The sequence below is a fragment of the Paenibacillus nanensis genome (genome assembly GCF_003583765.1).
Classification (GTDB): domain Bacteria; phylum Bacillota; class Bacilli; order Paenibacillales; family Paenibacillaceae; genus Pristimantibacillus; species Pristimantibacillus nanensis.
On the sequence record NZ_QXQA01000001.1, the window covers coordinates 1 to 23,138 of the forward strand.

18 protein-coding genes, 1 tRNA gene and 1 other RNA gene are annotated in these 23,138 nt (G+C 48.8%); 17 read left to right on the top strand and 3 right to left on the bottom strand.

Going from position 1 to position 23,138, the window contains the following annotated elements; genetic code table 11:
- Nucleotides 1–794 precede the first annotated feature (794 nt).
- Nucleotides 795–869: transfer RNA gene (locus tag D3P08_RS00005), tRNA-Arg, on the bottom strand.
- Nucleotides 870–1,230: 361 nt separating this feature from the next.
- On the opposite strand from D3P08_RS00005, the gene D3P08_RS00010 reads away from it, so the two are divergent.
- From D3P08_RS00010 to eno, 6 genes are all read left to right on the top strand, one after another.
- Nucleotides 1,231–2,274: a sugar-binding transcriptional regulator gene (locus D3P08_RS00010; RefSeq protein ID WP_119597394.1), complete on the top strand. Its 1,044-nt coding sequence runs from the start codon at nt 1,231–1,233 to the stop codon at nt 2,272–2,274.
- A 93-nt stretch (nt 2,275–2,367) separates the two neighbouring features.
- Nucleotides 2,368–3,372 carry a type I glyceraldehyde-3-phosphate dehydrogenase gene (gap, locus tag D3P08_RS00015; protein WP_119597395.1) on the top strand — a complete coding sequence of 335 codons (1,005 nt, stop codon included), beginning with the start codon at nt 2,368–2,370 and terminating at the stop codon, nt 3,370–3,372.
- Between the two features lie 147 nt (nt 3,373–3,519).
- On the top strand, nt 3,520–4,704 hold the full coding sequence (locus D3P08_RS00020; RefSeq protein ID WP_119597396.1) for a phosphoglycerate kinase: 1,185 nt from the start codon (nt 3,520–3,522) through the stop codon (nt 4,702–4,704).
- A 30-nt stretch (nt 4,705–4,734) separates the two neighbouring features.
- Nucleotides 4,735–5,490 (top strand): triose-phosphate isomerase, encoded by a 756-nt coding sequence (gene tpiA, locus D3P08_RS00025; protein WP_119597397.1) that lies wholly within the window; start codon nt 4,735–4,737, stop codon nt 5,488–5,490.
- A gap of 1 nt (nt 5,491) precedes the next feature.
- Nucleotides 5,492–7,030, top strand: coding sequence for a 2,3-bisphosphoglycerate-independent phosphoglycerate mutase (gene gpmI, locus D3P08_RS00030; RefSeq protein ID WP_119597398.1), 1,539 nt, complete (start codon nt 5,492–5,494; stop codon nt 7,028–7,030).
- A gap of 57 nt (nt 7,031–7,087) precedes the next feature.
- Complete coding sequence (gene eno, locus D3P08_RS00035) at nt 7,088–8,380, top strand: phosphopyruvate hydratase (RefSeq protein ID WP_119597399.1); 1,293 nt, start codon at nt 7,088–7,090, stop codon at nt 8,378–8,380.
- Between the two features lie 92 nt (nt 8,381–8,472).
- Here eno and D3P08_RS00040 read toward each other — a convergent pair whose 3' ends face one another.
- The gene (locus D3P08_RS00040) at nt 8,473–9,135 is read right to left on the bottom strand and encodes a TetR/AcrR family transcriptional regulator (protein ID WP_119597400.1); all 663 of its coding nucleotides are present in this window, start codon (nt 9,133–9,135) and stop codon (nt 8,473–8,475) included.
- A 182-nt stretch (nt 9,136–9,317) separates the two neighbouring features.
- Here D3P08_RS00040 and D3P08_RS00045 point away from each other — a divergent pair, with 182 nt between their 5' ends.
- From D3P08_RS00045 to D3P08_RS00080, 8 genes are all read left to right on the top strand, one after another.
- Nucleotides 9,318–10,502 carry a YhgE/Pip domain-containing protein gene (locus tag D3P08_RS00045; protein WP_119597401.1) on the top strand — a complete coding sequence of 395 codons (1,185 nt, stop codon included), beginning with the start codon at nt 9,318–9,320 and terminating at the stop codon, nt 10,500–10,502.
- 102 nt (nt 10,503–10,604) lie between these two features.
- Complete coding sequence (locus tag D3P08_RS00050) at nt 10,605–11,300, top strand: copper homeostasis protein CutC (RefSeq protein ID WP_119597402.1); 696 nt, start codon at nt 10,605–10,607, stop codon at nt 11,298–11,300.
- A gap of 145 nt (nt 11,301–11,445) precedes the next feature.
- On the top strand, nt 11,446–11,682 hold the full coding sequence (gene secG / locus D3P08_RS00055; protein WP_119597403.1) for a preprotein translocase subunit SecG: 237 nt from the start codon (nt 11,446–11,448) through the stop codon (nt 11,680–11,682).
- Between the two features lie 169 nt (nt 11,683–11,851).
- Nucleotides 11,852–14,719 (top strand): ribonuclease R, encoded by a 2,868-nt coding sequence (rnr, locus tag D3P08_RS00060; RefSeq protein WP_119597959.1) that lies wholly within the window; start codon nt 11,852–11,854, stop codon nt 14,717–14,719.
- Nucleotides 14,720–15,018: 299 nt separating this feature from the next.
- Nucleotides 15,019–15,219 carry a cold-shock protein gene (locus tag D3P08_RS00065; RefSeq protein ID WP_012772186.1) on the top strand — a complete coding sequence of 67 codons (201 nt, stop codon included), beginning with the start codon at nt 15,019–15,021 and terminating at the stop codon, nt 15,217–15,219.
- Nucleotides 15,220–16,388: 1,169 nt separating this feature from the next.
- Nucleotides 16,389–16,874: an SsrA-binding protein SmpB gene (smpB, locus tag D3P08_RS00070; protein ID WP_119597404.1), complete on the top strand. Its 486-nt coding sequence runs from the start codon at nt 16,389–16,391 to the stop codon at nt 16,872–16,874.
- Between the two features lie 230 nt (nt 16,875–17,104).
- Nucleotides 17,105–17,470, top strand: a transfer-messenger RNA (tmRNA) gene (gene ssrA, locus D3P08_RS00075).
- 286 nt (nt 17,471–17,756) lie between these two features.
- On the top strand, nt 17,757–18,890 hold the full coding sequence (locus D3P08_RS00080) for a site-specific integrase (RefSeq protein ID WP_240647157.1): 1,134 nt from the start codon (nt 17,757–17,759) through the stop codon (nt 18,888–18,890).
- Nucleotides 18,891–18,912: 22 nt separating this feature from the next.
- Here D3P08_RS00080 and D3P08_RS00085 read toward each other — a convergent pair whose 3' ends face one another.
- Nucleotides 18,913–19,092, bottom strand: a complete 180-nt coding sequence (locus tag D3P08_RS00085; RefSeq protein ID WP_119597405.1) for a helix-turn-helix domain-containing protein — start codon at nt 19,090–19,092, stop codon at nt 18,913–18,915.
- A gap of 409 nt (nt 19,093–19,501) precedes the next feature.
- Here D3P08_RS00085 and D3P08_RS00090 point away from each other — a divergent pair, with 409 nt between their 5' ends.
- The 3 genes from D3P08_RS00090 to D3P08_RS00100 all read left to right on the top strand — a co-directional run bounded on the left by D3P08_RS00090 (nt 19,502) and on the right by D3P08_RS00100 (nt 22,505).
- Nucleotides 19,502–20,242 (top strand): hypothetical protein, encoded by a 741-nt coding sequence (locus tag D3P08_RS00090; RefSeq protein WP_119597406.1) that lies wholly within the window; start codon nt 19,502–19,504, stop codon nt 20,240–20,242.
- A gap of 20 nt (nt 20,243–20,262) precedes the next feature.
- Nucleotides 20,263–21,522, top strand: a complete 1,260-nt coding sequence (locus tag D3P08_RS00095) for an STAS-like domain-containing protein (RefSeq protein ID WP_119597407.1) — start codon at nt 20,263–20,265, stop codon at nt 21,520–21,522.
- Between the two features lie 113 nt (nt 21,523–21,635).
- Nucleotides 21,636–22,505 carry a restriction endonuclease gene (locus tag D3P08_RS00100; protein ID WP_119597408.1) on the top strand — a complete coding sequence of 290 codons (870 nt, stop codon included), beginning with the start codon at nt 21,636–21,638 and terminating at the stop codon, nt 22,503–22,505.
- Nucleotides 22,506–23,138 lie beyond the last annotated feature (633 nt).

Sequence of the window (23,138 nt, forward strand, 5' to 3'; positions counted from 1 at the left end):
TATGGCCCACTCAAAGAGAAGCAAGAAACTTAGCTGGGGGCGAAGCCCCCGGCAAACCATCACTAAATACTAAAAATATCCATCGTCCCGATGGAAAACCCTGCTACACAACTTTCTTGACGCTACCCGTCAGAGGATGCTCCGAACGCAATAGTAACGCCACACGCGCTTAAATCTCCAATAGAGAATGCTCCGAACACAATAGTAACGCCACACGTGCTTAAATCTCCAATAGAGGATGCTCCGAACGCAATAGTAACGCCACACGCGCTTAAGTCCCCGTCAGAGGATGCTCCGAACGCAATAGTAACGCCACACGCGCTTAAGTCCCCGTCAGAGGATGCTCCGAACGCAATAGTAACGCCACATGCGATTAAATCTCCAATAGAGGGTGCTCCGAACGAATAGTAACGCCACACGCGCTTAAGTCCCCGTTAGAGGGTGCTCCGAACGCAATAGTAACGCCACACGCGCTTAATCCCCATCAGAGGGTGATCCGAACGCAATAGTAACGCCACACGCGCTAAAGTCCCCGTCAGAGGATGCTCCGAACGCAATAGTAACGCCACACGCGCTTAAATCTCCATCGGAGGGTACTCCAAACGCAATAGTAACGCCACACGTGCATAACAGCACCGAGACGCAGAAGGGGCGCAAGCTGTGAGCAGTGAGTAGGGAGCAGCAACCAGCGACCAGTGGCGGTTTAAGCCGGTTCTACCAGCCCGCCGAACCACCGATCGGGCAACAAAAAAGCCTCCCGCGTATAACACGGAGAGGCTTGGTTATTGTAAGTATGGCGCGCCCGCTAGGAATCGAACCTAGATCTCAGGCTCCGGAGGCCTACGTCATATCCATTGGACCACGGGCGCATATATGAAAAAACAGTAGCAAAAATGATTATATGACATTCGCAGGTTGAAAGCAAGCGAAAATGAGAAATTAAATTTGAGAAAATCGTGGCAGTAATCGTTTTCATCGGAAGCTTGCCACTTGCGGCAGAGCCGTATATTGGTTAAAATAGAGGTGGGACTTAAAAGGAACATGCGGGACGCAATGAGTCCCAAACTACATTCAGTCCCATGCGACCGACCCTAAGCGAACGGTTAAAAAAGAAAAGTGGAGAGAAACACGTTCGCAGGAAGGCTCGCTAACATGCACGCGTGCACACCTGTATGATGTTCCTTTACAATCCCAAGCAAGACGGCTTGGACGACCAATGGAGTGAAGGTAATGCGACAGCTCATTGAACTGCAGCAGCAGCTTGTGCCGGATCTTCTGGACGTCATGAGGAAGCGGTACATGATCCTGCATCAGGTTATGCTATCGGGCACGATCGGCCGACGTACGCTGGCGAATGCGCTGGAAATGACGGAGAGAGTGCTGAGAGCGGAAACCGAATTCTTAAAAGAACAAGGATTGCTCGAGATCCATACGGCAGGCATGCGGATCAGCGAGCAGGGACGTCAATTGCTGGAGCAGCTTGAGCCGCTTTATCAGTCGATGCTCGGCTTGTCGGAGCTCGAAGAGAAGCTTCGCAAGGCGTTCGGGCTTACGCGGGTTGTCATTGTGCCGGGAGACTCCGAAACGTCAGACCGCACGAGGCGGGAGCTTGGTCGGGCAGCCGGTCAAGTGCTGCGCGGGGCGCTAAAGCCGAAAGATGTGGTGGCTGTTACAGGCGGCACGACAATCGCGCACGTAGCGAACCAGCTCACATCGCCGGTGGCGTTGAAGGATGTCTGGTTTGTGCCGGCGAGAGGCGGTCTGGGCGAAAGCTTGGATTACCAAGCGAATACGCTCGCTTCGACGATGGCCAAGCGTACAGGCGGGCATTACCGGCTTCTGCACGTGCCGGACCACTTGGGCGAAGAGGCTTTCGCCTCCTTAATGCAAGAGCCGAATATTCGGGAGATTGTAGAGGTCATCCGAAGCGCGCGCATTGTGATTCATGGAATCGGAGACGCTATGGTGATGGCAAGAAGGCGCAAGCTGGAGCGTGAGGAAGTCGAGGAGATGAAGGCGGACGGGGCGCTGGCGGAGGCGTTCGGGTTCTATTTTGACCGGAATGGAGCCGTCGTTCACAAAATGCAAACCGTAGGGTTACGGCTTGAAGATATTGTGAACACTGAACTTGTTATCGGCGTTGCCGGAGGCAAAAGCAAGGGCGAAGCGATTGCGGCCGTGATGAGGTTCGGGCACAATGATGTGCTCGTAACGGACGAAGCGGCGGCGCTCGAAATGGTTGCGCTGCTCGAGAATGGCAATAATGAGAAGTAGGCATCACGACGAAGAACGGCTGCCGTAAGGGGTCGGCCGCGACACGTCTTGAAATATATTTTGCATTTTAAAAACGCTTAGGAGGAACAAACAATGGTTAAAGTTGGTATCAATGGTTTTGGACGCATCGGCCGTAACGTATTCCGCGCGGCTTTGAACAACCCTGAGGTTGAAATCGTAGCGGTTAACGACCTGACAGACGTGAACACGCTGGCACACCTGCTGAAATACGACACGACTCATGGCAAGCTGGAAGCTACTGTTGAAGCAAAAGAAGGCGCGCTGGTTGTTAACGGCAAAGAAATCAAAGTATTCGCTGAGCGCAACCCTGCTGACCTGAAATGGGGTTCCGTTGGCGCTGAAATCGTTGTAGAATCCACTGGTATTTTCACAGCGAAGGAGAAAGCCGAGCTTCACCTGCAAGGCGGCGCTAAGAAAGTTATTATCTCCGCTCCTGCTACGAACGAAGACATCACGATCGTTATGGGCGTTAACGAAGACAAATACGACGCGGCCGCTCACACGATCATTTCCAACGCATCTTGCACAACCAACTGTCTTGCTCCTTTCGCAAAAGTATTGAACGATAAATTCGGTATCGTTAAAGGTATGATGACAACCGTTCACTCGTACACAAACGACCAATCCGTGCTGGACGTTCCGCACAAAGACCTGCGCCGCGCTCGCGCTGCTGCAGAAAACATCATTCCTTCCACTACAGGCGCTGCGAAAGCTGTTTCGCTGGTACTGCCTGAGCTGAAAGGCAAACTGAACGGTATGGCTATGCGCGTTCCTACGCCTAACGTTTCCGTAACTGACCTGGTTGCTGAGCTGAAAGTAAGCGTAACGGCTGAAGAAGTTAACGCAGCGTTCAAAGCAGCTTCCGAAGGTCCTCTGAAAGGCATCTTGAACTACAGCGAAGAGCCGCTGGTATCCAGCGACTACAACGGCGACCCAGCTTCCTCCACAATCGACGCTCTGTCGACGATGGTAGTTGAAGGCAACATGGTTAAAGTCGTTTCCTGGTACGACAACGAGTGGGGCTATTCCAACCGCGTAGTTGATCTTGCTGCTTACATCGCAAGCAAAGGTCTGTAAGGAAAAAAGCTGACGGGCCGCGGCTCCTAAACCGAGCTTCGGCCCTTGGTTTGCGCCCTCGCAAGGCCTGGCCTAAGGGCGTTCCTTCCTGTTTGTGAAGGGGCGCCTTTTTCTCTAAATACCTACTATCGGGGAGGATTTAATACCATGAACAAGAAGAGTGTGCGTGACGTAGCTGAACTGCAAGGGAAACGCGTTTTTGTCCGCGTTGACTTTAACGTGCCGATCGAGAACGGCAAAATTACGGATGACAAAAGAATCCGCGAGACGCTTCCAACGATCAACTACTTGATCGAAAAGGGCGCAAAAGTGATTTTGGCGAGCCACCTGGGCCGTCCAAACGGTGAGGTTGTCGAAGAGCTCCGCCACACGGCTTCCGCTGTGCGCCTGTCCGAGCTGCTCGGCAAACCGGTTGCAAAAGCCAATGAAGCGATCGGCGAAGCGGTTGAAGCGCAAGTCGCTGCGATGAACAACGGCGATGTGCTGCTTCTTGAGAACGTGCGCTTCTACCCGGGCGAAGAGAAAAACGATCCGGAGCTGGCGAAAGCTTTTGCCAAACTGGCTGACCTGTTTGTGAATGACGCGTTCGGCGCCGCTCATCGCGCGCATGCTTCCACTGAGGGCATCGCTCATATCCTTCCAGCCGTATCCGGCCTGCTGATGGAGAGAGAGCTTGAAGTGCTCGGCAAAGCGCTGAACAACCCTGAGCGTCCGTTCACGGCGATCGTTGGCGGTTCCAAGGTTAAGGACAAAATTGCCGTTATCGACAAAATGCTCGAAATCGCGGATAACATCATCATCGGCGGCGGCCTGTCGTACACCTTCTTCAAGGCGCAAGGCCATGAAATCGGCAAGTCCCTCGTGGACAACAGCAAGCTGGATCTGGCTCTTGAGTTCATGGAGAAAGCGAAAAAGCTGGGCAAAAACTTCCTGATCCCGGTCGATATCGTCGTAACCGACGACTTCAGCGCGGATGCGAACACGCAGATCGTAGACGTAGACAGCATTCCGGCTGACTGGGAAGGCATTGACATCGGACCGAAAACACGCGAGCTATACGCCGACGTTATCAAAAACTCCAAGCTGGTCGTTTGGAACGGGCCAATGGGCGTATTCGAAATCGAACCGTTTTCCCATGGCACTCGCGCGGTAGCGCAAGCGACAGCTGAAACATCCGCTTACACCGTAATTGGCGGCGGCGACTCCGCTGCGGCTGCTGAGAAGTTCGGCCTCGCTGACCGCATGGACTTCATCTCCACTGGCGGCGGCGCTTCGCTGGAGTTTATGGAAGGCAAGCAGCTTCCAGGCGTAGTAGCACTTAACGATAAATAGGTTTGACTCATAGATCGAGGAGGTTTGGCAATGAGCAGAACACCGATTATTGCGGGCAACTGGAAAATGTTCAAAACCGTTTCTGAAGCGACCGCGTTTTTCGCGGAAGTGAAAGGCAAAGCGGAAGTCGCGGGCGTAGAAAGCGTCATCTGTGCACCATTCACGGCGCTGCCGGCGCTGGTCGAAGCGGCGAAAGGCACGACAATCGCAATTGGCGCGCAAAACGTTCATTTCGAGGATAACGGCGCGTTCACAGGCGAGATCAGCGGTCCAATGCTGAAGGAGCTTGGCGTCAAATACGTCATTATCGGTCACTCCGAGCGCCGCGCTTACTTCGGCGAGACGGACGAAATCGTAAACAAAAAGACCGTTGCGGCGTTTAAACACGGCATTACGCCAATCGTCTGCGTAGGCGAGAAGCTGGAAGAGCGTGAAGCCGGCGCGACGAAGGAAGTATGCAAAGTGCAAACGGAAGGCGCGTTCAAAGGCTTGTCCGCTGAACAGGCGGCAGAAGTGGTTGTCGCTTACGAGCCGATCTGGGCAATTGGCACTGGAAAATCTTCGACTTCCGAGGACGCGCAGGACGTCATCGGCTACATCCGCAGCGTTATCGCGGGACTGTACGACGAAGCGGTTGCCGCGAAGGTCCGCATCCAATACGGCGGCAGCGTGAAGCCGAACAACGTGTCGGAATACCTTGGCCAAGCGGATATCGACGGCGCATTGGTAGGCGGAGCGAGCCTCGAGCCTGCTTCCTACATCGCTTTGATCGAGGGGGCCAAGTAAGATGGCTTCCCGCAAACCTGTAGCCTTAATTATTTTGGACGGCTTCGGCCTTCGCGACGACGTAACGGGCAATGCGGTTGCGCAAGCGAAAAAGCCGAATTATGACCGGTACTGGTCGCAATACCCGCATACGACACTAACGGCATGCGGCGAAGCGGTCGGCTTGCCGGAAGGACAAATGGGCAACTCTGAAGTCGGTCACCTGAACATCGGCGCAGGCCGCATCGTGTATCAGGATTTGACCCGCATCAGCAAATCGATTCGCGAGGGAGAGTTTTTCCAAAACGAAACACTCCTTAACGCGGTTAACCATGTGAAATCGAATGGCAAAAAGCTGCATTTGTACGGCTTATTGTCGGACGGCGGCGTACACAGCCACATTGACCACCTGTTCGCTTTGCTCGAGCTGGCGAAGAAGGAAGGTCTGCAGGATGTATACGTTCACGCGTTCCTTGACGGCCGCGACGTGGCGCCGGACAGCGCGAAGGGCTATGTGGAGCAGCTGCAAGCGAAGATTGACGAGCTTGGCGTGGGCCGCATCGCAACTGTGCAAGGCCGCTATTACGCGATGGACCGCGACAAGCGCTGGGAGCGTACGGAGAAGTCCTACCGCGCAATGGTATACGGCGAAGGTCCGGCATATACGAACCCTATCGATGCTGTCGTAGAATCCTATGCTTTGTCCGTCTATGACGAGTTCGTGATGCCGACCGTTATTGTCGGAGAAGACGGCAAGCCTGTAGGTCTGGTAGAGTCGGGAGACGCGGTTGTGTTCTTCAACTTCCGTCCGGACCGCGCGATTCAGCTGTCGCAGGTGTTCACGAATGAAGACTTCCGCGGCTTCGACCGCGGCGCGAACCATCCGACAGGACTGCACTTCGTATGCCTGACGCTGTTCAGCGAAACGGTAGGCGGCTATGTCGCTTACGAGCCGAAGAACCTCGACAATACGCTTGGCGAAGTGCTTGCGCAGAACGGCAAGACGCAGCTTCGTACGGCGGAAACCGAGAAATATCCGCATGTCACCTTCTTCTTCAGCGGCGGACGCGACAAGGAGCTTCCGGGCGAAACTCGCGTGCTGATCAACTCGCCGAAGGTTGCAACGTATGACCTGCAGCCTGAGATGAGCGCATACGAGCTTGCGGAATCGACCGTTCGCGAGATCGAAGCCGATAAGCACGACGCCATCATCCTGAACTTCGCGAACCCGGATATGGTCGGCCACTCCGGCATGCTGGAGCCGACGATCAAAGCGGTGGAAGCGACGGACGAATGCCTCGGCAAAGTGGTGGAAGCGGTGCTCGCGAAGGGCGGCGTCTGCATCATCACGGCGGACCACGGCAACGCGGATATGGTGTTCGACGAGAACGGCCGTCCGCATACGGCGCATACGACGAACCCGGTTCCTTTTATCGTCACGAAAGAAGGAGCAGCGCTTCGCGAAGGCGGCATTCTGGCGGATATCGCGCCGACCATGCTGGATCTTCTCGAGCTTGCGAAGCCTGCTGAGATGACAGGCTCGACATTGCTGGGCAAATAATAGTAGACTATTGAGTTGGAAAGATAAATTTTGACATGAAAAAGGAGAGTATCCACTATGTCCATTATCGTTGACGTATACGCACGCGAAGTGCTGGATTCCCGCGGGAATCCGACTGTTGAAGTAGAAGTATCTCTTGAGTCCGGCGGCAAAGGCCGTGCGATCGTGCCATCCGGCGCATCCACAGGCGCGTACGAAGCGGTTGAGCTTCGCGACGGCGACAAATCCCGTTACCTGGGCAAAGGCGTAACAAAAGCAGTAGAGAACGTAAACACGATTATCGCTCCTGAAATCATCGGTCTGGACGCTCTTGACCAAGTTGCAATCGACCGTAAAATGATCCAGCTGGACGGCACGCCTAACAAAGCGAAGCTGGGCGCTAACGCGATCCTGGCTGTATCCATGGCTGTAGCTCGCGCGGCTGCCGACGCTCTGGATGTGCCTCTGTATACTTACCTGGGCGGATTCAACGCTAAAACATTGCCTGTACCGATGATGAACATCATCAACGGCGGCGAGCATGCCGACAACAACATCGACGTGCAAGAGTTCATGGTTCTGCCGGTTGGCGCTCCTACATTCAAAGAAGCTCTTCGCATCGGCGCGGAAATCTTCCACAACCTGAAAGCTGTATTGCATGACAAAGGCTTGAACACAGCTGTAGGTGACGAAGGCGGCTTCGCTCCAAACCTTGGCTCCAACGAAGAAGCCATCACAACGATCATCTCCGCGATCGAGCGCGCCGGCTACAAGCCTGGCGTTGACGTATTCCTTGGTATGGACGTTGCTTCCACGGAGTTCTACAAAGACGGCAAATACACGCTGTCCGGCGAAGGCAAATCGTTCACTTCCGCTGAGTTCGTAGACCTGCTTGCTTCGTGGGTGGAGAAGTATCCGATCATCACAATCGAAGACGGCTGCTCCGAAGACGACTGGGAAGGCTGGAAGCTGCTTACTGACAAGCTGGGCGGCAAAGTTCAGCTCGTCGGCGACGACCTGTTCGTAACGAACACAGAGCGTCTGTCCTCCGGCATCGAGAAGGGCGTAGGCAACTCCATCCTGGTTAAAGTAAACCAAATCGGTACGCTGACAGAGACTTTCGACGCGATCGAAATGGCGAAGCGCGCTGGCTACACAGCGGTTATCTCCCACCGTTCCGGCGAAAGCGAAGACAGCACAATCGCGGACATCGCGGTTGCGACAAACGCTGGTCAAATCAAAACAGGCGCTCCTTCCCGTACGGACCGCGTAGCGAAGTACAACCAATTGCTTCGCATCGAGGACCAATTGGGCTCGACTGCTCAATACGGCGGCAAAACAGCGTTCTACAACCTGAAAAACTTCAAATAAGCTTAGGCAGCTTGACTGCTGAATGCTGGAATAACAAAGAGCATGTCCGAGGGTACGGGCATGCTCTTTTTCTTTTATGTCTGGTGCTTAGCTTAGGAGCGTGGCCGCTCGCTTTCCAGCTTTTTGTTCATGGCGTTCAAATAGCCTCTCGTAACCCCCGCAACATAGCCGGGACCGAGAAGCGTCATTTGCGCCAAGTTATACGCCATTTCCTTAGGGGATGTCAGCATACCGTTTTCCAGCCAATCCTGGATAACGCCCAAATGTGCGGAGCTGATATAGGCGGTTAAATATTCGGCCGGCACCATCAAATCTCCTCCGAAAGTCGTCAGTACCTGCAGCGCTTTTTGGCGAATCACATCCTTCAGCTTTTTCTGGAACAAGGGATCGCCCTTGGGACCGAGCACGACGCGCATGAACGCGGCGTTCTCCTGCAGCAGCTCGAACAGCTTCTCTATGAAGGGAAGAAGGACCCATTGCGCAGGGCTTTTTTTGTAACTAGCCGCAATATTGATAATGCCGGATTCCGCGAGCGATATAATTGCCGTAATCATCTCCGCTTCGCTTTGCTCCAGCAGATCGTATTTGTCTTTATAATGAATATAGAAGGTGCCCCGGTTAATGTCGGCTCTCTCCGTTAGGTCTTTGACCGTAATGCCGTCAAAGCCTTTCTCCTCCATAAGCTCCGTAAGCGCGTCCCGGATCATTCTTTTCGTACGCGTGACCCGCCGGTCAACCTGCTGTTCTTCCGTCATTTTCGCTCTCCCCTCAACATATATCCGAATCGTGTTGATTAAACGGCACAATGCATGAAACTGGTCATTGAGTATTCGTTGAAACTAATTATAATGTACATTGTGATCATTAATCAACACGATGTTCATTTAATGGGATTGATGATTAAGGTGGTTAGAAAAATGGAGAGGGAGAGATTTTGATGCAAAACGTAATCAAAAACAAGCTGTTGCTTGCCGCGCCTTTTATCGCGTTGCTTGCCGTTTTTATCTTTACGCTTACGCTGTATCCGTCCGCTCGGATGAAACCGGCCGATCTGCCGGTTGCGATCGTGAATTTGGATGAAGGCGTTAATCTGCCTGACGGAACGAAGCTTAAGATGGGCAACACCGTCTCCGAACAAATTCGCGCTGCCTCTGGCGGGGGAGAAGGAGCCGGGCTGCCCGTCAAATGGGTGGAGGCTGACAGCGAACAAGCCGTTCGCGACGGATTGAATGACCGCAAGTATTATGCGGCTCTTATCTTACCGGCAGATTTCAGCGCAAAGCAGGCATCGCTGCGCACGCCTGAACCGCAGCCGGCCGAGCTGACGGTCCTCGTCAATCAAGGAATGAATGCGACGGTGTCGACGATGCTTACGCAGATGGTCGGCGGCGTGGCGGATCAGATGAATCGGATGCTCAGCGCGCAGCTGCTTGCCGAGCTGGAGGCGAAAGGCGCGACCTTGACGCCGAAGCAAGCAGCGGCGCTTACCTCTCCGATCGCAGTTGAAGTAACGAATGTGAACGCATTCGGTACGAGCGCCGCAAGAGGGAACGCGCCGGTGTCGCTGTTCCAGCCGATCTGGATGGCGAGCATTGCGGGAGCGGCGATCAGCACCTTCGTCATCGGCAAGACGATTGAGCGCTCTAACGCAAGCTGCAGCGGTAAATTAGGGGCAAGGCTGATCCAGCTTGCTATCGGCGTTGTCGTCGCCCTGTTCGCGGGCTTCGGCATGTCATGGTTAGCAGATGAGATGCTCGGACTGGATGTGCCGAATATTGGCGATGTAGGGTTGTTCCTCGCACTTGCTGTGCTCGCCTTCTTCTTGATGATATCCGCGGTGCTGAGCTGGACGGGAATCCGAGGCATTGTGCTGTTCGTGCTGTTGTTATTTTTCGGAGCGCCGCTGCTTGCGCTGCCGCCGGAATTCATGAACGGCTTCTACCGGGACTGGGTTCATTCTTGGCTGCCGATGCGGTTTATGGTGGATGGGCTTCGCGAGCTGTTTTTCTTCGAACAGGGTTTTCATTGGAGCGGATCCGCCGCTGTGCTGAGCGGTATTGCCGGCGTAAGCTTGATTGTGCTGCTTCTGTCGGTATTTAAGCCGCAAGCGAAACAACGATAAGGATGGAGGGGCTCGCGGAGCCCCTCTTTTATTTTGCGTATAAGAGAATCGTTGCGTATCATAAAAGAATCATAGAGTCGGTTATTGGGAGGAGAAGCGCATATGCTGATTGAAGTTATTGCGATTCGGGCTGAGGATGCGGAAGCGGCTTATGCGGGCGGGGCAGACCGGATCGAGCTGGTCAGCGGCATAGCGGAGGGAGGCTTAACGCCTAGCATTGGACTCGTTGAGGCCGTGGTGAAGACGGCTCCGCTTCCAGTCAACGTGATGGTGAGGCCGCACAGTCAATCGTTTTGGTACAGCGAGGCAGATCTATCGATTATGCTTCGGGATATACGCGCGGTTCGGGAAGCGGGAGCCGCAGGAATCGTAGTCGGGGTATTGGATGAATATGGGGGGATCGATCGTGCGGCTTTAGAGCGGTTGCTGAATGCCGCCGAAGGGCTGGATGTCACATTCCACCGCGCTTTCGACGAGATTGCGGATCAGGTGAACGCGCTTAGACAGCTTGCGGAATATCCGCAGATCAGCCGGGTGCTGACCGCCGGCGGACTGCAGCCGGCTCCCCAGTCTGCGGATAAAATTCGTCAGCTGCGCATGGCGGGCGACGCGCTTGGCATTTGCATACTCGGCGGCTACGGCTTGCACGCAAATAATATTGCCGGCTTTGTACGGCAGACCGGCGTACGGGAGGTTCATTTCGGCGGAGGGGTTCGGCAAGCAGGAAGCTTCAAGGAGAAGGTGGACCCTGAGCTGATTCGGGGAATCCGTGAGCTGTTGTCCAGGTTGCAGGAGTAAGTGACAAGCATCTTGGCGAGCTGAAGGGGATCTTGTTGTGGAGACGATCAGCTCTCTCAAAAGCTAGTCCTATTGTAAAAGACAAGGGGCTGTGGTACAATCGATTTATATGTTTTTACGAGCGGCTACGCTGGAGGTGGATTGAATGGAAATCACATTGAAGATCCTGCTTGTATTGTTCTCAATCGGATTGATCGCAGTCGTATTGCTGCAAAAGGGCAAGAGCGCTGGGTTGTCCGGAGCGATTACCGGCGGTGCGGAGCACTTATTCGGTAAGCAGAAAGCTCGCGGCTTGGACCTGTTCCTGCAGCGTCTGACGGTTGCTTTCGCAGTTGGATTCTTTGTGTTGGCGCTGGTTGTTTCCTATTTCGTCCAACCATAATACGTTTACGATGAAGAGCGAGGTGCATACCTCGCTTTTTTTGTTTTTTTCGGATATTTGGGATGGTATGCTGGCAATTCGTGTATACTACATGGTATATGGCAATCTATCAACCGTCTGCAAGAGTTGTCAGCTTGGGACGGTTTCCCTAAGGAGATTAGGCGTTATGATGAATCGCGAACAGGAATTGCTTGATTTTATGAGAGAAACGGCATATAAGCCGATGACGTATCAGGAGCTTGAGACGAACTTCGGTATCGAAAGCGCGGCGGAGTTCAAGGAGCTTCTGAAGCTGTTGAATAAGCTCGAGGACGAGGGCAAAATCATCCGCACCCGCAATGAGCGCTACGGCGTGCCGGAGCGTATGAATCTGCTGCGCGGGAAGCTGCAGGCTCATGCGAAGGGCTTTGCGTTTTTGCTGCCGGATGAGAAGGATCACCCTGATGTATACATTCATGCCAATGACCTGAAAAGCGCGATGAACGGCGACATTGTCCTTGTGCGCATCACTTCGAAAAGCGAAGGCGGCGGCCGAATGGAGGGCGAGGTCGTTCGGATCGTGCAGCGCGCAGTCACCCAGATCGTCGGCACATTCGAAAACCATGAAGCGTACGGATTCGTTATTCCTGACGATAAGCGGATTAACCGGGATATTTTTATTCCGAAGGGCGCTTTCCATGGGGCTGTGACAGGGCAAAAGGTAGTGGCGCGCATCGTTGTGTACCCGGAAGGCCGGAGCGCGGCGGAAGGCGAAATTTTAGAAATTTTGGGTCATAAAAATGATCCTGGCGTGGATATCCTCTCCATTATCCGGAAGCATCAGCTGCCGGAGGGCTTCCCGGACGAGGTGATGGCCGAAGCGGAGGCGGCGCCTGACACGATAACAGAGGAAGAAATTGTCGAACAGGGCAGACGCGACCTGCGGGATGAAGTGATCGTAACGATCGACGGCGAAGACGCCAAAGACCTTGATGACGCCGTTCATGTCAAAATTTTGGAGAACGGCAACTACCTGCTAGGCGTTCATATCGCGGACGTCGGTTATTACGTGAAGGAGAGGTCGGCTCTCGATCAGGAGGCGTTCCGCAGAGGCTGCAGCGTCTATTTGACAGACCGCGTAATTCCGATGCTGCCGCACCGGTTGTCGAACGGCATCTGCTCCTTGAATCCGCAAGTGGACCGGCTGACGCTGTCCTGCCACATGGAGTTTGACGCGAAGACGCTGAAGCGTGTGCGGCATGATATTTTCACCAGCGTGATCCGGACGAAGGAACGGATGACCTATACGAATGTGCGCCGGATTTTGACCGCAACGGAGGAAGAGCCCGAAGAGGAACTGAAGGAGCGTTACACCGATCTGGTTCCGATGTTCGAGCTGATGGAGAAGCTGGCGATGCGGCTTCGCTCCAAGCGGATGAAGCGCGGCGCGATCGATTTCGACTTCCAGGAGTCGAAAATTATCGTGGACGAGAACGGCAAAGCGGTCGATATCGTCAAGCGCGAGCGTTCGATTGCGGAGATGATCATCGAGGAGTTCATGCTGGCGGCGAACGAGACGGTGGCGGAGCATTTCCACTGGCTGCGCGTGCCGTTCCTTTACCGGATTCACGAGGACCCGGACCAGGAGAAGCTGATGACGTTTATGCAGTTCGCGGCGAACTTCGGTTATGTGGTGAAGGGCGGCAAAGGCAACACGGTTCACCCTCGCGCGCTTCAGACGCTGCTTGAGGAGATCCAGGGCACGAAGGAAGCGACGGTCATCTCGACGATGATGCTGCGTTCCATGAAGCAGGCCAAATATGATGCGGAATGCCTCGGGCATTTCGGTCTCGCGGCTGAGTTCTATACACACTTTACGTCGCCGATCCGGCGGTATCCCGACCTGGTGATTCACCGCGTTATTCGCGAGGTCATCGAGAATGGCGGGATGTTGACGGAAGCGAGGCAAGAAGCGCTGACAGCCCGCATGCCGGACATCGCGCAGCAGTCATCGGAGCGGGAACGCGTGGCTGTCGACGCGGAGCGGGATACGGATAAGCTGAAAAAATGCGAATATATGCTGGATAAGGTCGGCGAGGAGTTCGACGGCATTATTAGCAGCGTGACCAGCTTCGGCATGTTCATCGAGCTGGAAAATTCGGTCGAGGGCTTAATCCGCCTCAGCGACATGAACGACGACTATTATCACTTCCATGAGCTGCACATGGTATTGATCGGCGAACGCACGTCCAAAGTATACCGCATCGGCGATGAAGTGAAGATTCGCGTCTCGCGCGTCGATATGGAGGAATATAATATCGACTTCGAGATGGTCGACATGAAGCCGCGCGGAAAATATAAAGGCGTCGCCGATTCGGGCTTCGGCGCAGGCGGTCCGCGCAAACGCGGCGGCTATGGCAAACGCGGCGACGACCGTGGCGGAAGCGGCGCGGCTGCGATAGGCCGCGGCGGCAAGGCCGGACGCGGCGCAGGTAGCCGAGCCGGCGCTCCCGGGAACGCGGCCGGAGGGCAAGGAGGCGGACGCCGCGGGAAGTTCAAGCGCGGCGGGGCTGAGGGAGCTCCGCCGGCCGGCGTGAACGAAGGCAACCCGTGGCAGAGAGGCGTCGATCCACTGGACGATGGCGACGACTGGATTGAAGCAAGAGCCAGCGAGCTTGAAGCGGAAGGCAAAGTGACGCGAATCGATATGTGGGGCTTGCCAATCCGCGGAAACGGCGCAGCCGGCAATGGCGAAGGACGCCGGAACGGGCGTGACGGCGGCGGTTATGAAGGCAGCAGCGAAGGAGACCGCGGCGGCAGAGGCGGCCACAAAGGCGGAGGCAAGAGAGGCAAAGGCGGAGGCAGCGGCGGTGGTGGCGGCGGCGGTGGTGGAAGCCGCCGGAAGAATACAACGACAAGCGGCGTCTTTAACGCTGCCGGCGCGGCTCCTAGCGGCGCAGGCGGCGGAGCGGAAGGCGGAGGCAGAAAGAAAAAGCGCAAGAAAAAGGGCGACGCGAACAACGCAACCGCTGCTTTTGTCCGTAAGAAACGCAAGTAAACAGGTAGACAGCTAGCTGACGAAGACAATGTATAGGTGGGCGGCGCTTTGGTGCTTTAGGTTTCTAGACTGTTAAGTATCGAAGTGCCGTCAACTGGACATACTGGGAAAATATATTTAAGCTTGTCGCTTGCTTTTTAGCGGCGGGTATAGTACACTCAAGGCAATCGGATGAGATGAACCTGAATTCACATATTGAAAAGGGTATCATTAGCGTCATGACACCTTTTTCAATGTGTGAATTTTTTGTTTAAAGACAAGAGGCGCATATTAATTTTATTTTTTTGGAGGTATTCCACATGCAACAAGGTACAGTTAAATGGTTTAACGCTGAGAAAGGTTTCGGCTTCATCGAAGTTGAAGGCGGAAACGACGTATTCGTACACTTCTCCGCAATCGTTGGCGAAGGCTTCAAGACTCTTGAAGAAGGCCAACGCGTTGAGTTCAACGTTGTTCAAGGCAACCGCGGACCACAAGCTGAAAACGTAGTTAAGCTGTAATAGCTTAACCCTCGGAAGGACCGCTTCCGGCATCGTGCCGGGGCGGTCTTTTGCTGTAATGGAGGACTTCGATTTTACGCTTCGTAATTGTTGCTTGTATCCTGCATATACGTCGCTTTATTGGCTGCTGAACGGAAGCCGTCTCGGCTCTTGGAACGGGCTCATCGTAGTTAAAGCAAAAGCGCAGCAAGCTCATCCTAATAATGCAAATTTGCAGGATCTCAGCTTTTTGTAGCGAGCTCATTATAATAATGCAAATTACTCAGCTTTGGAGCGAGCTCACCGTAAATAATGCAAAATTGCAGGATCTCGGCTTTTTGTAGCAAGCTCATGGTAATAATGCAAAGTCGCAGATCTCAGCTTTTTGTAGCGAGCTTCATCGTTGCAATTAATGCAAAAATGCATGATTTTCGATTAACCGCAGCCGGTTTCCAAAGAATTGCTGCATATGTGCAGTAATTTTGATCGGATTTGCTCTCATGCAGCATATTATCGCCTTAATTGATGCAGATTTGCAGGAATTATCCTCCAACTGCTGTTTATGTCTTCAAAATGCTGCATTATCGCAGGAATTATCCTCCAACTGCTATTCATGTCTTCAAAATGCTGCATTAACGCAGGAATTTGCTCATCGTTGTAATTAATGCAAAAATGCATGATTTTCGATTAACCGCAGCCGGTTTCCTAAGAATTGCTGCATATGTGCAGTAATTTTGATCGGACGAGCTCTCAAGTAACTCATTAGCGCCTTAATTGATGCAGATTTGCAGGAATTATCCTCCAACGCTATTCATGTCTTCAAAATGCTGCATTAACGCAGGAATTTGCTCATCGTTGCAATTAATGCAAAAATGCATGATTTTCGATTAACCGCAGCCGGTTTCCAAAGAATTGCTGCATATGTGCAGTAATTTTGATCGGATTTGCTCTCAAGCAGCATATTATCGCTTTAATTGATGCACATTTGCAGGAATTGTCCTCCAACTACTGTTTATGTCTTCAAAATGCTGCATTATCGCAGGAATTTGCTCTGGCTTGGGAAGATTGGTGTAGATCAGTTTAACCCAAAGAGTACCGCGCCGATCTGTTGATTTTGCCTTGCAAAGTTGCTACAATGAACCAACAGAGACGGTGATCTCGAGGATTTTTCTGGAAAGAGGTGAACTAGCATGGCGGCCAAAAAAAAGAACGACGACAAGCTGCTCGCCCAGAACAAGAAGGCTTCCCATGACTATTTCATCGAGGAAACCTTCGAGGCGGGCATGGTATTGACGGGCACGGAGATTAAGTCGCTTCGGAGCGGCAGGGCGAACATTAGCGACGCCTTCGCGACCATCCGTAACGGCGAAATGTTCATCCATAACATGCACATCAGTCCTTTCGAGCAGGGCAATATCCATAATCCGAGCGATCCGACGCGGACGAGGAAGCTGCTGCTGCACAAGGAGCAGATTCACAAGCTGCTGGGCTTGTCGAAGCGAGAAGGCTACGCAATCGTGCCGCTGAAGATTTACGTGCGCAACGGCTACGCCAAGCTGCTGATCGGTCTCGGCAAAGGCAAGAAGCAGTTCGACAAACGCGAAACGGCTGCGAAGCGGGATGCGCAGCGCGATATTCAACGCGTGCTTCGCGAGAAGCAGAAGGTGGCGAGATAATCCGCAGCTTCCATGGATGGAAGGGCCATTGCTGCCAGTAACATTCCCGTGATTTTTGCAATGCGTTCGTGTTATACTAAGTTTGTGCCAAAGAGCACAGAAACAAGCAAGACACAAGACAGATGAGTTGACTCGTGTGAAGTCAAACATCGTTAATCCTGGAGTCCCTGCTTCATGCGCTAGACGTTTGGTTGTCCGGTCTCGGATACACGCAGCGTTTATGCCAATAAGGGGGCGTTTATGGATTCGACGGGGATTGGACGAGCGCGTGCCAGCGGGTAGCAGGGAGTCGTCTGCTTCATCAACGCTAAAGCCAATTAAATGGCAAACAAACAAACACTTACGCTGTAGCAGCTTAATAACCTGCTCGCGTGCTCTCGCTCTGCATCGCCCATGTGCCGGGATGAGGGCCCAACTTTAGTGGGATACGCTGTCTAGTCTCCGCCTGGGGCTAGCTGAATAAGACAATCAGGCTGACCTAGAGAGAACCGTGTTGCAGGGGGCCTCCCTGGGTGACATCAAAACTGCAGCTACACCCGTAGAAAGCCGTGTGGCGTGGTCTTCGGACAGGGGTTCAAATCCCCTCGCCTCCACCATGAGAACCCAGTCCGCAAGAGGACTGGGCTTTTCTATGCCCTTAAAAAGTAGACAAATGTTAGACAACTAATACAGCGAAAATAATAAAAGCCCTCCGAGGTAGACATTTTGTCGACAGGGGGGCTATTGTATTACCCCTAAGTTCGTGTTACCGTACACTCAGGTCGGGTTAAAGACTCCTCTACGGATTAAAACAGGCTTCGACTCGTTTGATATTTACGAACGTACTTTCTTATATTAGATTATTGATATCTCATTAAGTATAAGAAAAAGGGGAAGATCAATATGATGAAAGGTATTAGAATAACAAAAAGTGGGAAGTATCAGGTTACATTTGACCAAGGGATTATCAATGGAGTACGGCATAAGTCAACGAAAGTATTTGATACATTGGGTGAAGCGGAGAAGGCACTTACTGAGTTTAAATATAATAAACAACGTAACCTATTAGTGACCGTGAATAATATGAGTTTGGTTGAGCTTTTGGACTACTGGATGAAAAAGTATGTAAAATATAAGTGTGAAGAAACCACAAGATACGGATACAACAACATCATTTCCAAGCATATTGCTCCATACTTTGTTGATGTGGAACTAAGTAAGCTTCAACCGATGCATGTACAGGACTATTATGATCACTTAATGAAGGTTAAAGGATTGTCACCTAATACCGTTCATAAACATCATGCCTGCATTCGGAAGGCTCTTGATTTTGGTATGAAGCAACAATTGGTGCATCGCAATGTTGCAGATGCGGTCGAGCTACCTAAAAAGGAGTTTTTTGAAGGTGTGTCTTATAGCAAAGAACAATTAAATGAATTGCTCCAGAAAGTAAAAGGTACGAAATTAGAAGTGCCCGTTTATCTGGCGAGTTATCTTGGTCTGCGAAGAGAAGAGATCAGTGGGTTGAAGTGGAAGAACGTTGATTTGGAGAAACGAAGTATTAGCATTGTAGAAGTTAGAACCTCTGCAGGTAAGAATGTAATTACTAAGGGACCAAAAACAAAAGAGAGCAGACGTACTATCTATATTGTAGATGAGCTTTTGGAAGTCCTGCTTAGACAGAAGGTCACGCAAAAACGGTTTAAAGACATTTTAAAAAGTGAGTATGAAGATTCCGATTATGTATTTACGAAAGATAACGGAAAGCCATATCGTGTGAATTCGGTGACGGAACAATTCAGTAAATTCCTTCAGCAAAATAATTTTCCAAAAATTAGGTTACATGATTTGCGACATTCATTCGCCTCCATTCTATATGCAGAAGGGCTTGATTTAAAAGCAATTTCTGAAGTTCTTGGTCATTCGAATGTAGGAACCACGATTAAGATCTACACTCATCGATTTGATATTGTACATGAAAAACCAGCCATGGCAATGAGCAAAGCTCTAAACTTAAAAAACTCCAACGTGGTTTAAAGACCACATTGGAGTTTTTTTCTTATGATGTAATGGTTTGTTCATTAATCCAGACATAAAGTAATTCTCTTGGAATTCGAATCTGCTTACCAATTTTGATGTGAGGTAAGCCAACTTTAATCAAATTATAAATGGCATTTCGACCAATTCGTAAAATTTCTCTTGCTTCTTCAACGGTAAGTAGATCGTGATTTTTTTTCATGGTAATTAGCTCCTATCTTATTAATTGAGATCATTTTGTTTTATGTATCAATTATAAGAAAAGCAAGAGGGCATAAGTTAAAAAAATGGGTCTATGTTGCTTTAGCTTTTGTGGTTTAATAGGATGAAGTGAATAGTTACATAAAATCATTCATCTTACGATATGCTGGTAGTTGAGTTTACTTAGGTATTTCATAGGGCGAGAGTTTTGCGTATACCGAGAAGCATAAAACCTTACGATTTAATTATCATACCCGCCCTCCCATATAAAATCGCTATTAATCCAATTGACATTGGGAGAAACAAATTTATTATGGAGACAGATTGATTAAGGGGGCTAAACGTGTAAGAATATGTATATGTAGCCATTTGCTTTTAAGCTTTCTTGTGGATAAGGAGTTGTAATTTTAGTGGATAGACTCAAACGGTTCTTAAAGAAATACTATAAAATTGCATTGTTAACTGTTTTATCCCCTATAGGAATAGGTCTGATACTTAATATACCTACAGGGAACTTAACTATTGGAGATGAAGCGTCATGGGTCGGATTCTTTGGTAATTATGCGGGAGGGGTTATAGGGGGGATTGTTGCATATATTGTTGTTAATCAGCAATTTAAAAATGACCTATTATTACTAAAAGAAGACAAAAGAAAACAACAACTACCATACTTATCTTTTATAAAATTCGAGATTGAGAAAATAGATACCCTTATGAAACAATTGAGAGATTCTCTTAAATTATACGGGGATGATCAGTTCTATTATTATCCGATCGATGAAAGACTTGACGTCCTGAAAGATAATATTATCCCATTAATCAATATTCCGTTACAGACTAAACTAATACAATTATACGGTCAACTCGAACGAATATATCGTTATATTCCAATAGAATTGTATCAAATGGAATTAAATAAAGAAAAGCTTAATAGTCAATTGAAAATGTTATTAGCAAGCGGGAAGGAAAAACAAGAATTAGCAGAGCTAAGAAAAGACATTCGAAACGAACAAAATAACATTTTATTACTTCAACAGGAGAAACGGAAACTAATTGATCTTATTTTATCATCTTCGTTTATAGATCAGTTAAGTGAATTGAAAACAGATATTGTAAATGAAATTGATAATATCAGTTCTGATAAAGTGTAAATTATACATAGAGGTGTTTTATGAGTAAAACAAATCTTGAAGAATTAATGGTTGTAATTCCGCATAATTTTAATTTTCATCAGTTTAATGGTTCTGATTCTTTTGAAACAGTCTTACAGACTTTCAAATGGAATCCCCCGCATAAAAAGGTTTCAATTGACTTACGAGAATGCAAATCAGCAAGTTACCAGGCTTTATCGTTAGTGGTGTTGTATCTCTGGCATCTCAAATCTATAGGTAAGGAAGTTAACATACTGAGGATTGAAGACGCTCAAGATGGAGCATCAGCAATGTGGAGGAGAATGCGTGGGGGAGGATGGGAAATAGTTTATGCGGATGAATACAGAGATTTTTACTCTGACCCCACTAAACCTCTATTTTCAATAAGGACTAACGCAGACTTGAAAAAGGTCACAAAACGTCTCGAAGAGTATACGAAGGGATTTAACGTAGAGTATAGTAAAACTCTGAATGATGTTGTTTCAGAACTAATTTACAATACATTGGAACATGGTAAAAATGAAGCATTTCCGTCTATATGTCAATTTAACTGGTATAAGAAAAGAAACGAGATATCAATACTCATCGGTGACTTGGGAATCGGTATAAAAAGGCACTTAGAGCAGTTCTATCCTCCGTTTCAAAGTGATGCGGAAGCGATTAATGAGGCTATAAAACCTCTTGTTTCTGGAACTTTTAAAAAGGTAATTGATCCAAATGATAAAACAGATAACGCTGGGATGGGACTTCATGATGCTACAGATAAAATGAGGCGTTTAAAAGGGGAGATGTACATTTTTTCTGGCGAAGGAGTCCTCCATATTAGTGCAACAGATTTAAACAGCAAAAAAATTGCTGGAGCTTGGCCAGGAACATTTGTAAAACTTTCTTTACGGTTAGGCTCTTTAAGTGATGAGGAGTTAAAGCAGTCGTTAGAGAGAGATTATATTGAAGCAGAGAAAGAGAGAAGTGAAAAAGACAATAATATTTTAGTTGTAAATATCCTAAATAGTTTTGGGGAGAATGCGAATAATAAAGATGATGCAATAAGCTATAGGGATGTGTATTTACTTCCAGCAATTGAGAAAGGAAAGGAAGTTTTATTAGACTTTAATAACGTTACTCACTGTCCTCATAGTTTTATAAATGCCTTGATCGCAGATGCAACAAAAAAATGCGGGGTATTTGCATTTAATAAAATTAAAATTGTAAATTGTTCCTCTGATATTCGATTTAAGATCGACACTGTCATGCAACAGAACTTTTCTCCTATTTTATGAATTTAAGCAATAATGCAATTTGTATGAACTAAGTTAAGAGCACACGATATTTGACAGGCGTGATGCTCTAATTGTCTATTACAGGCTTATTACAAATAGTAGGAGAGTTCAACATGGCAAAGAGGGTCGAAGAACCATTTAAGTTACTTGAGTTTATTGAGGGGGTAGAGAAGTGGCGAAAATCATTTGAAAAAATGTGTTCAGAAATACTTCATTGTAGATATAAAAAGCATACAGTCACAAGAATCGATGGTTCTGGTGGGGATGATGGAATAGATGTGATTGTTATAACACCGAAGAATAAGAAGTATATCTATCAATGTAAATTTTATACAGGAAGATTAGGTAGTGCTCAAAGAAAAAAAATAACAGATTCATTTTTGACTGCATATAAAAAAAATAAAGGATTAAAAAAGTGGATATTGGTGGTACCAAAGACTTTGGATATAAATGAATTTCGTTGGTGGAATGGCTTTTGCGAAAAACATTCGGATAAAGAGATACAATTTAAGCTATGGCATGAAGATGCGTTGCTTAACTTACTGCATAAATATAAGCTGTATGATCACTATTTTCAATTTAAAGATCCATTTAAGAAATCACGAAAGACTTTTGAGATGAGTTTCAGACCGATAATATCTGAATTCGAGAGTGGTAAGGATTATTTTCAGATATCTGAACTTGAGACTATGAAAATCGTTTCTGCAGAATGGAAGGCTTCTTCATACTTAGAATTTCGAAATTCATCAATTGCCTACATGTTAGATAATTTCTCATCAAACTTATGCTTTGTTACTGGCTTGATTCAACGTGCAGAGCCTCTTGTTCAAGCGGAGTTCAAATTTTTAATTAAACATTATTTTATACCTGAATATTATCGATTATGTAGACAACGAAATAACGAAAAAGATGAGAAAAACATTGAGTTCTATATAAATAATAATGCTGAGACACTTAGAGATAAATTACTTGATGATGAATGATAATACCTTTTTAAAGCACAGATAAAAAAACCAAATATGCTTGTAGTGAATATTAGTTTGAAGTATTATTTAATTGAATAAAATAATGATTAGATTTGTCGGAAGCACCGCAATTTCCCTATACTCGATCAAGGGGATATTGCGGTCTTTTTGCGTTTCTGAAAAAAAAGAGGATGAATATGAAATGTTGTACATTTTGTTTTAAAAAGCCCGAAAGGTTGTTTAATCATTTAATTCATGACATAGGATCTCTCTGCTTAGAGTGTTACATGAAGATTCAAGCATCTTGCTCAGTTTGTAATGAGAGCTTAATGCCAGGAGAATTTCAAAAGGACGTGACTTTCAAAATTAAGGCGAAGTTTATTGGTATGAGCGAAAAAAGTATTATTGTGTGTGATTGTTGTTATGCAGAGGTTCAACATAGGTTTCCTGAACAAATGGCATGAATAGACAAGTATAAGGTCATGTTTTTTTGGAATTCTTGTGAGTAAATAAAAATCTAAGATACCATTCAATAAGTTGATAGCTATTGCTATTGTTTTGTTTATACCGCTTTATGGCTTGGTTTAAGGCTGTAAGCTGTCTTTGCTTACCTTTGACTACATCTCTGGTTATCTGACCTGTATTGGCTCG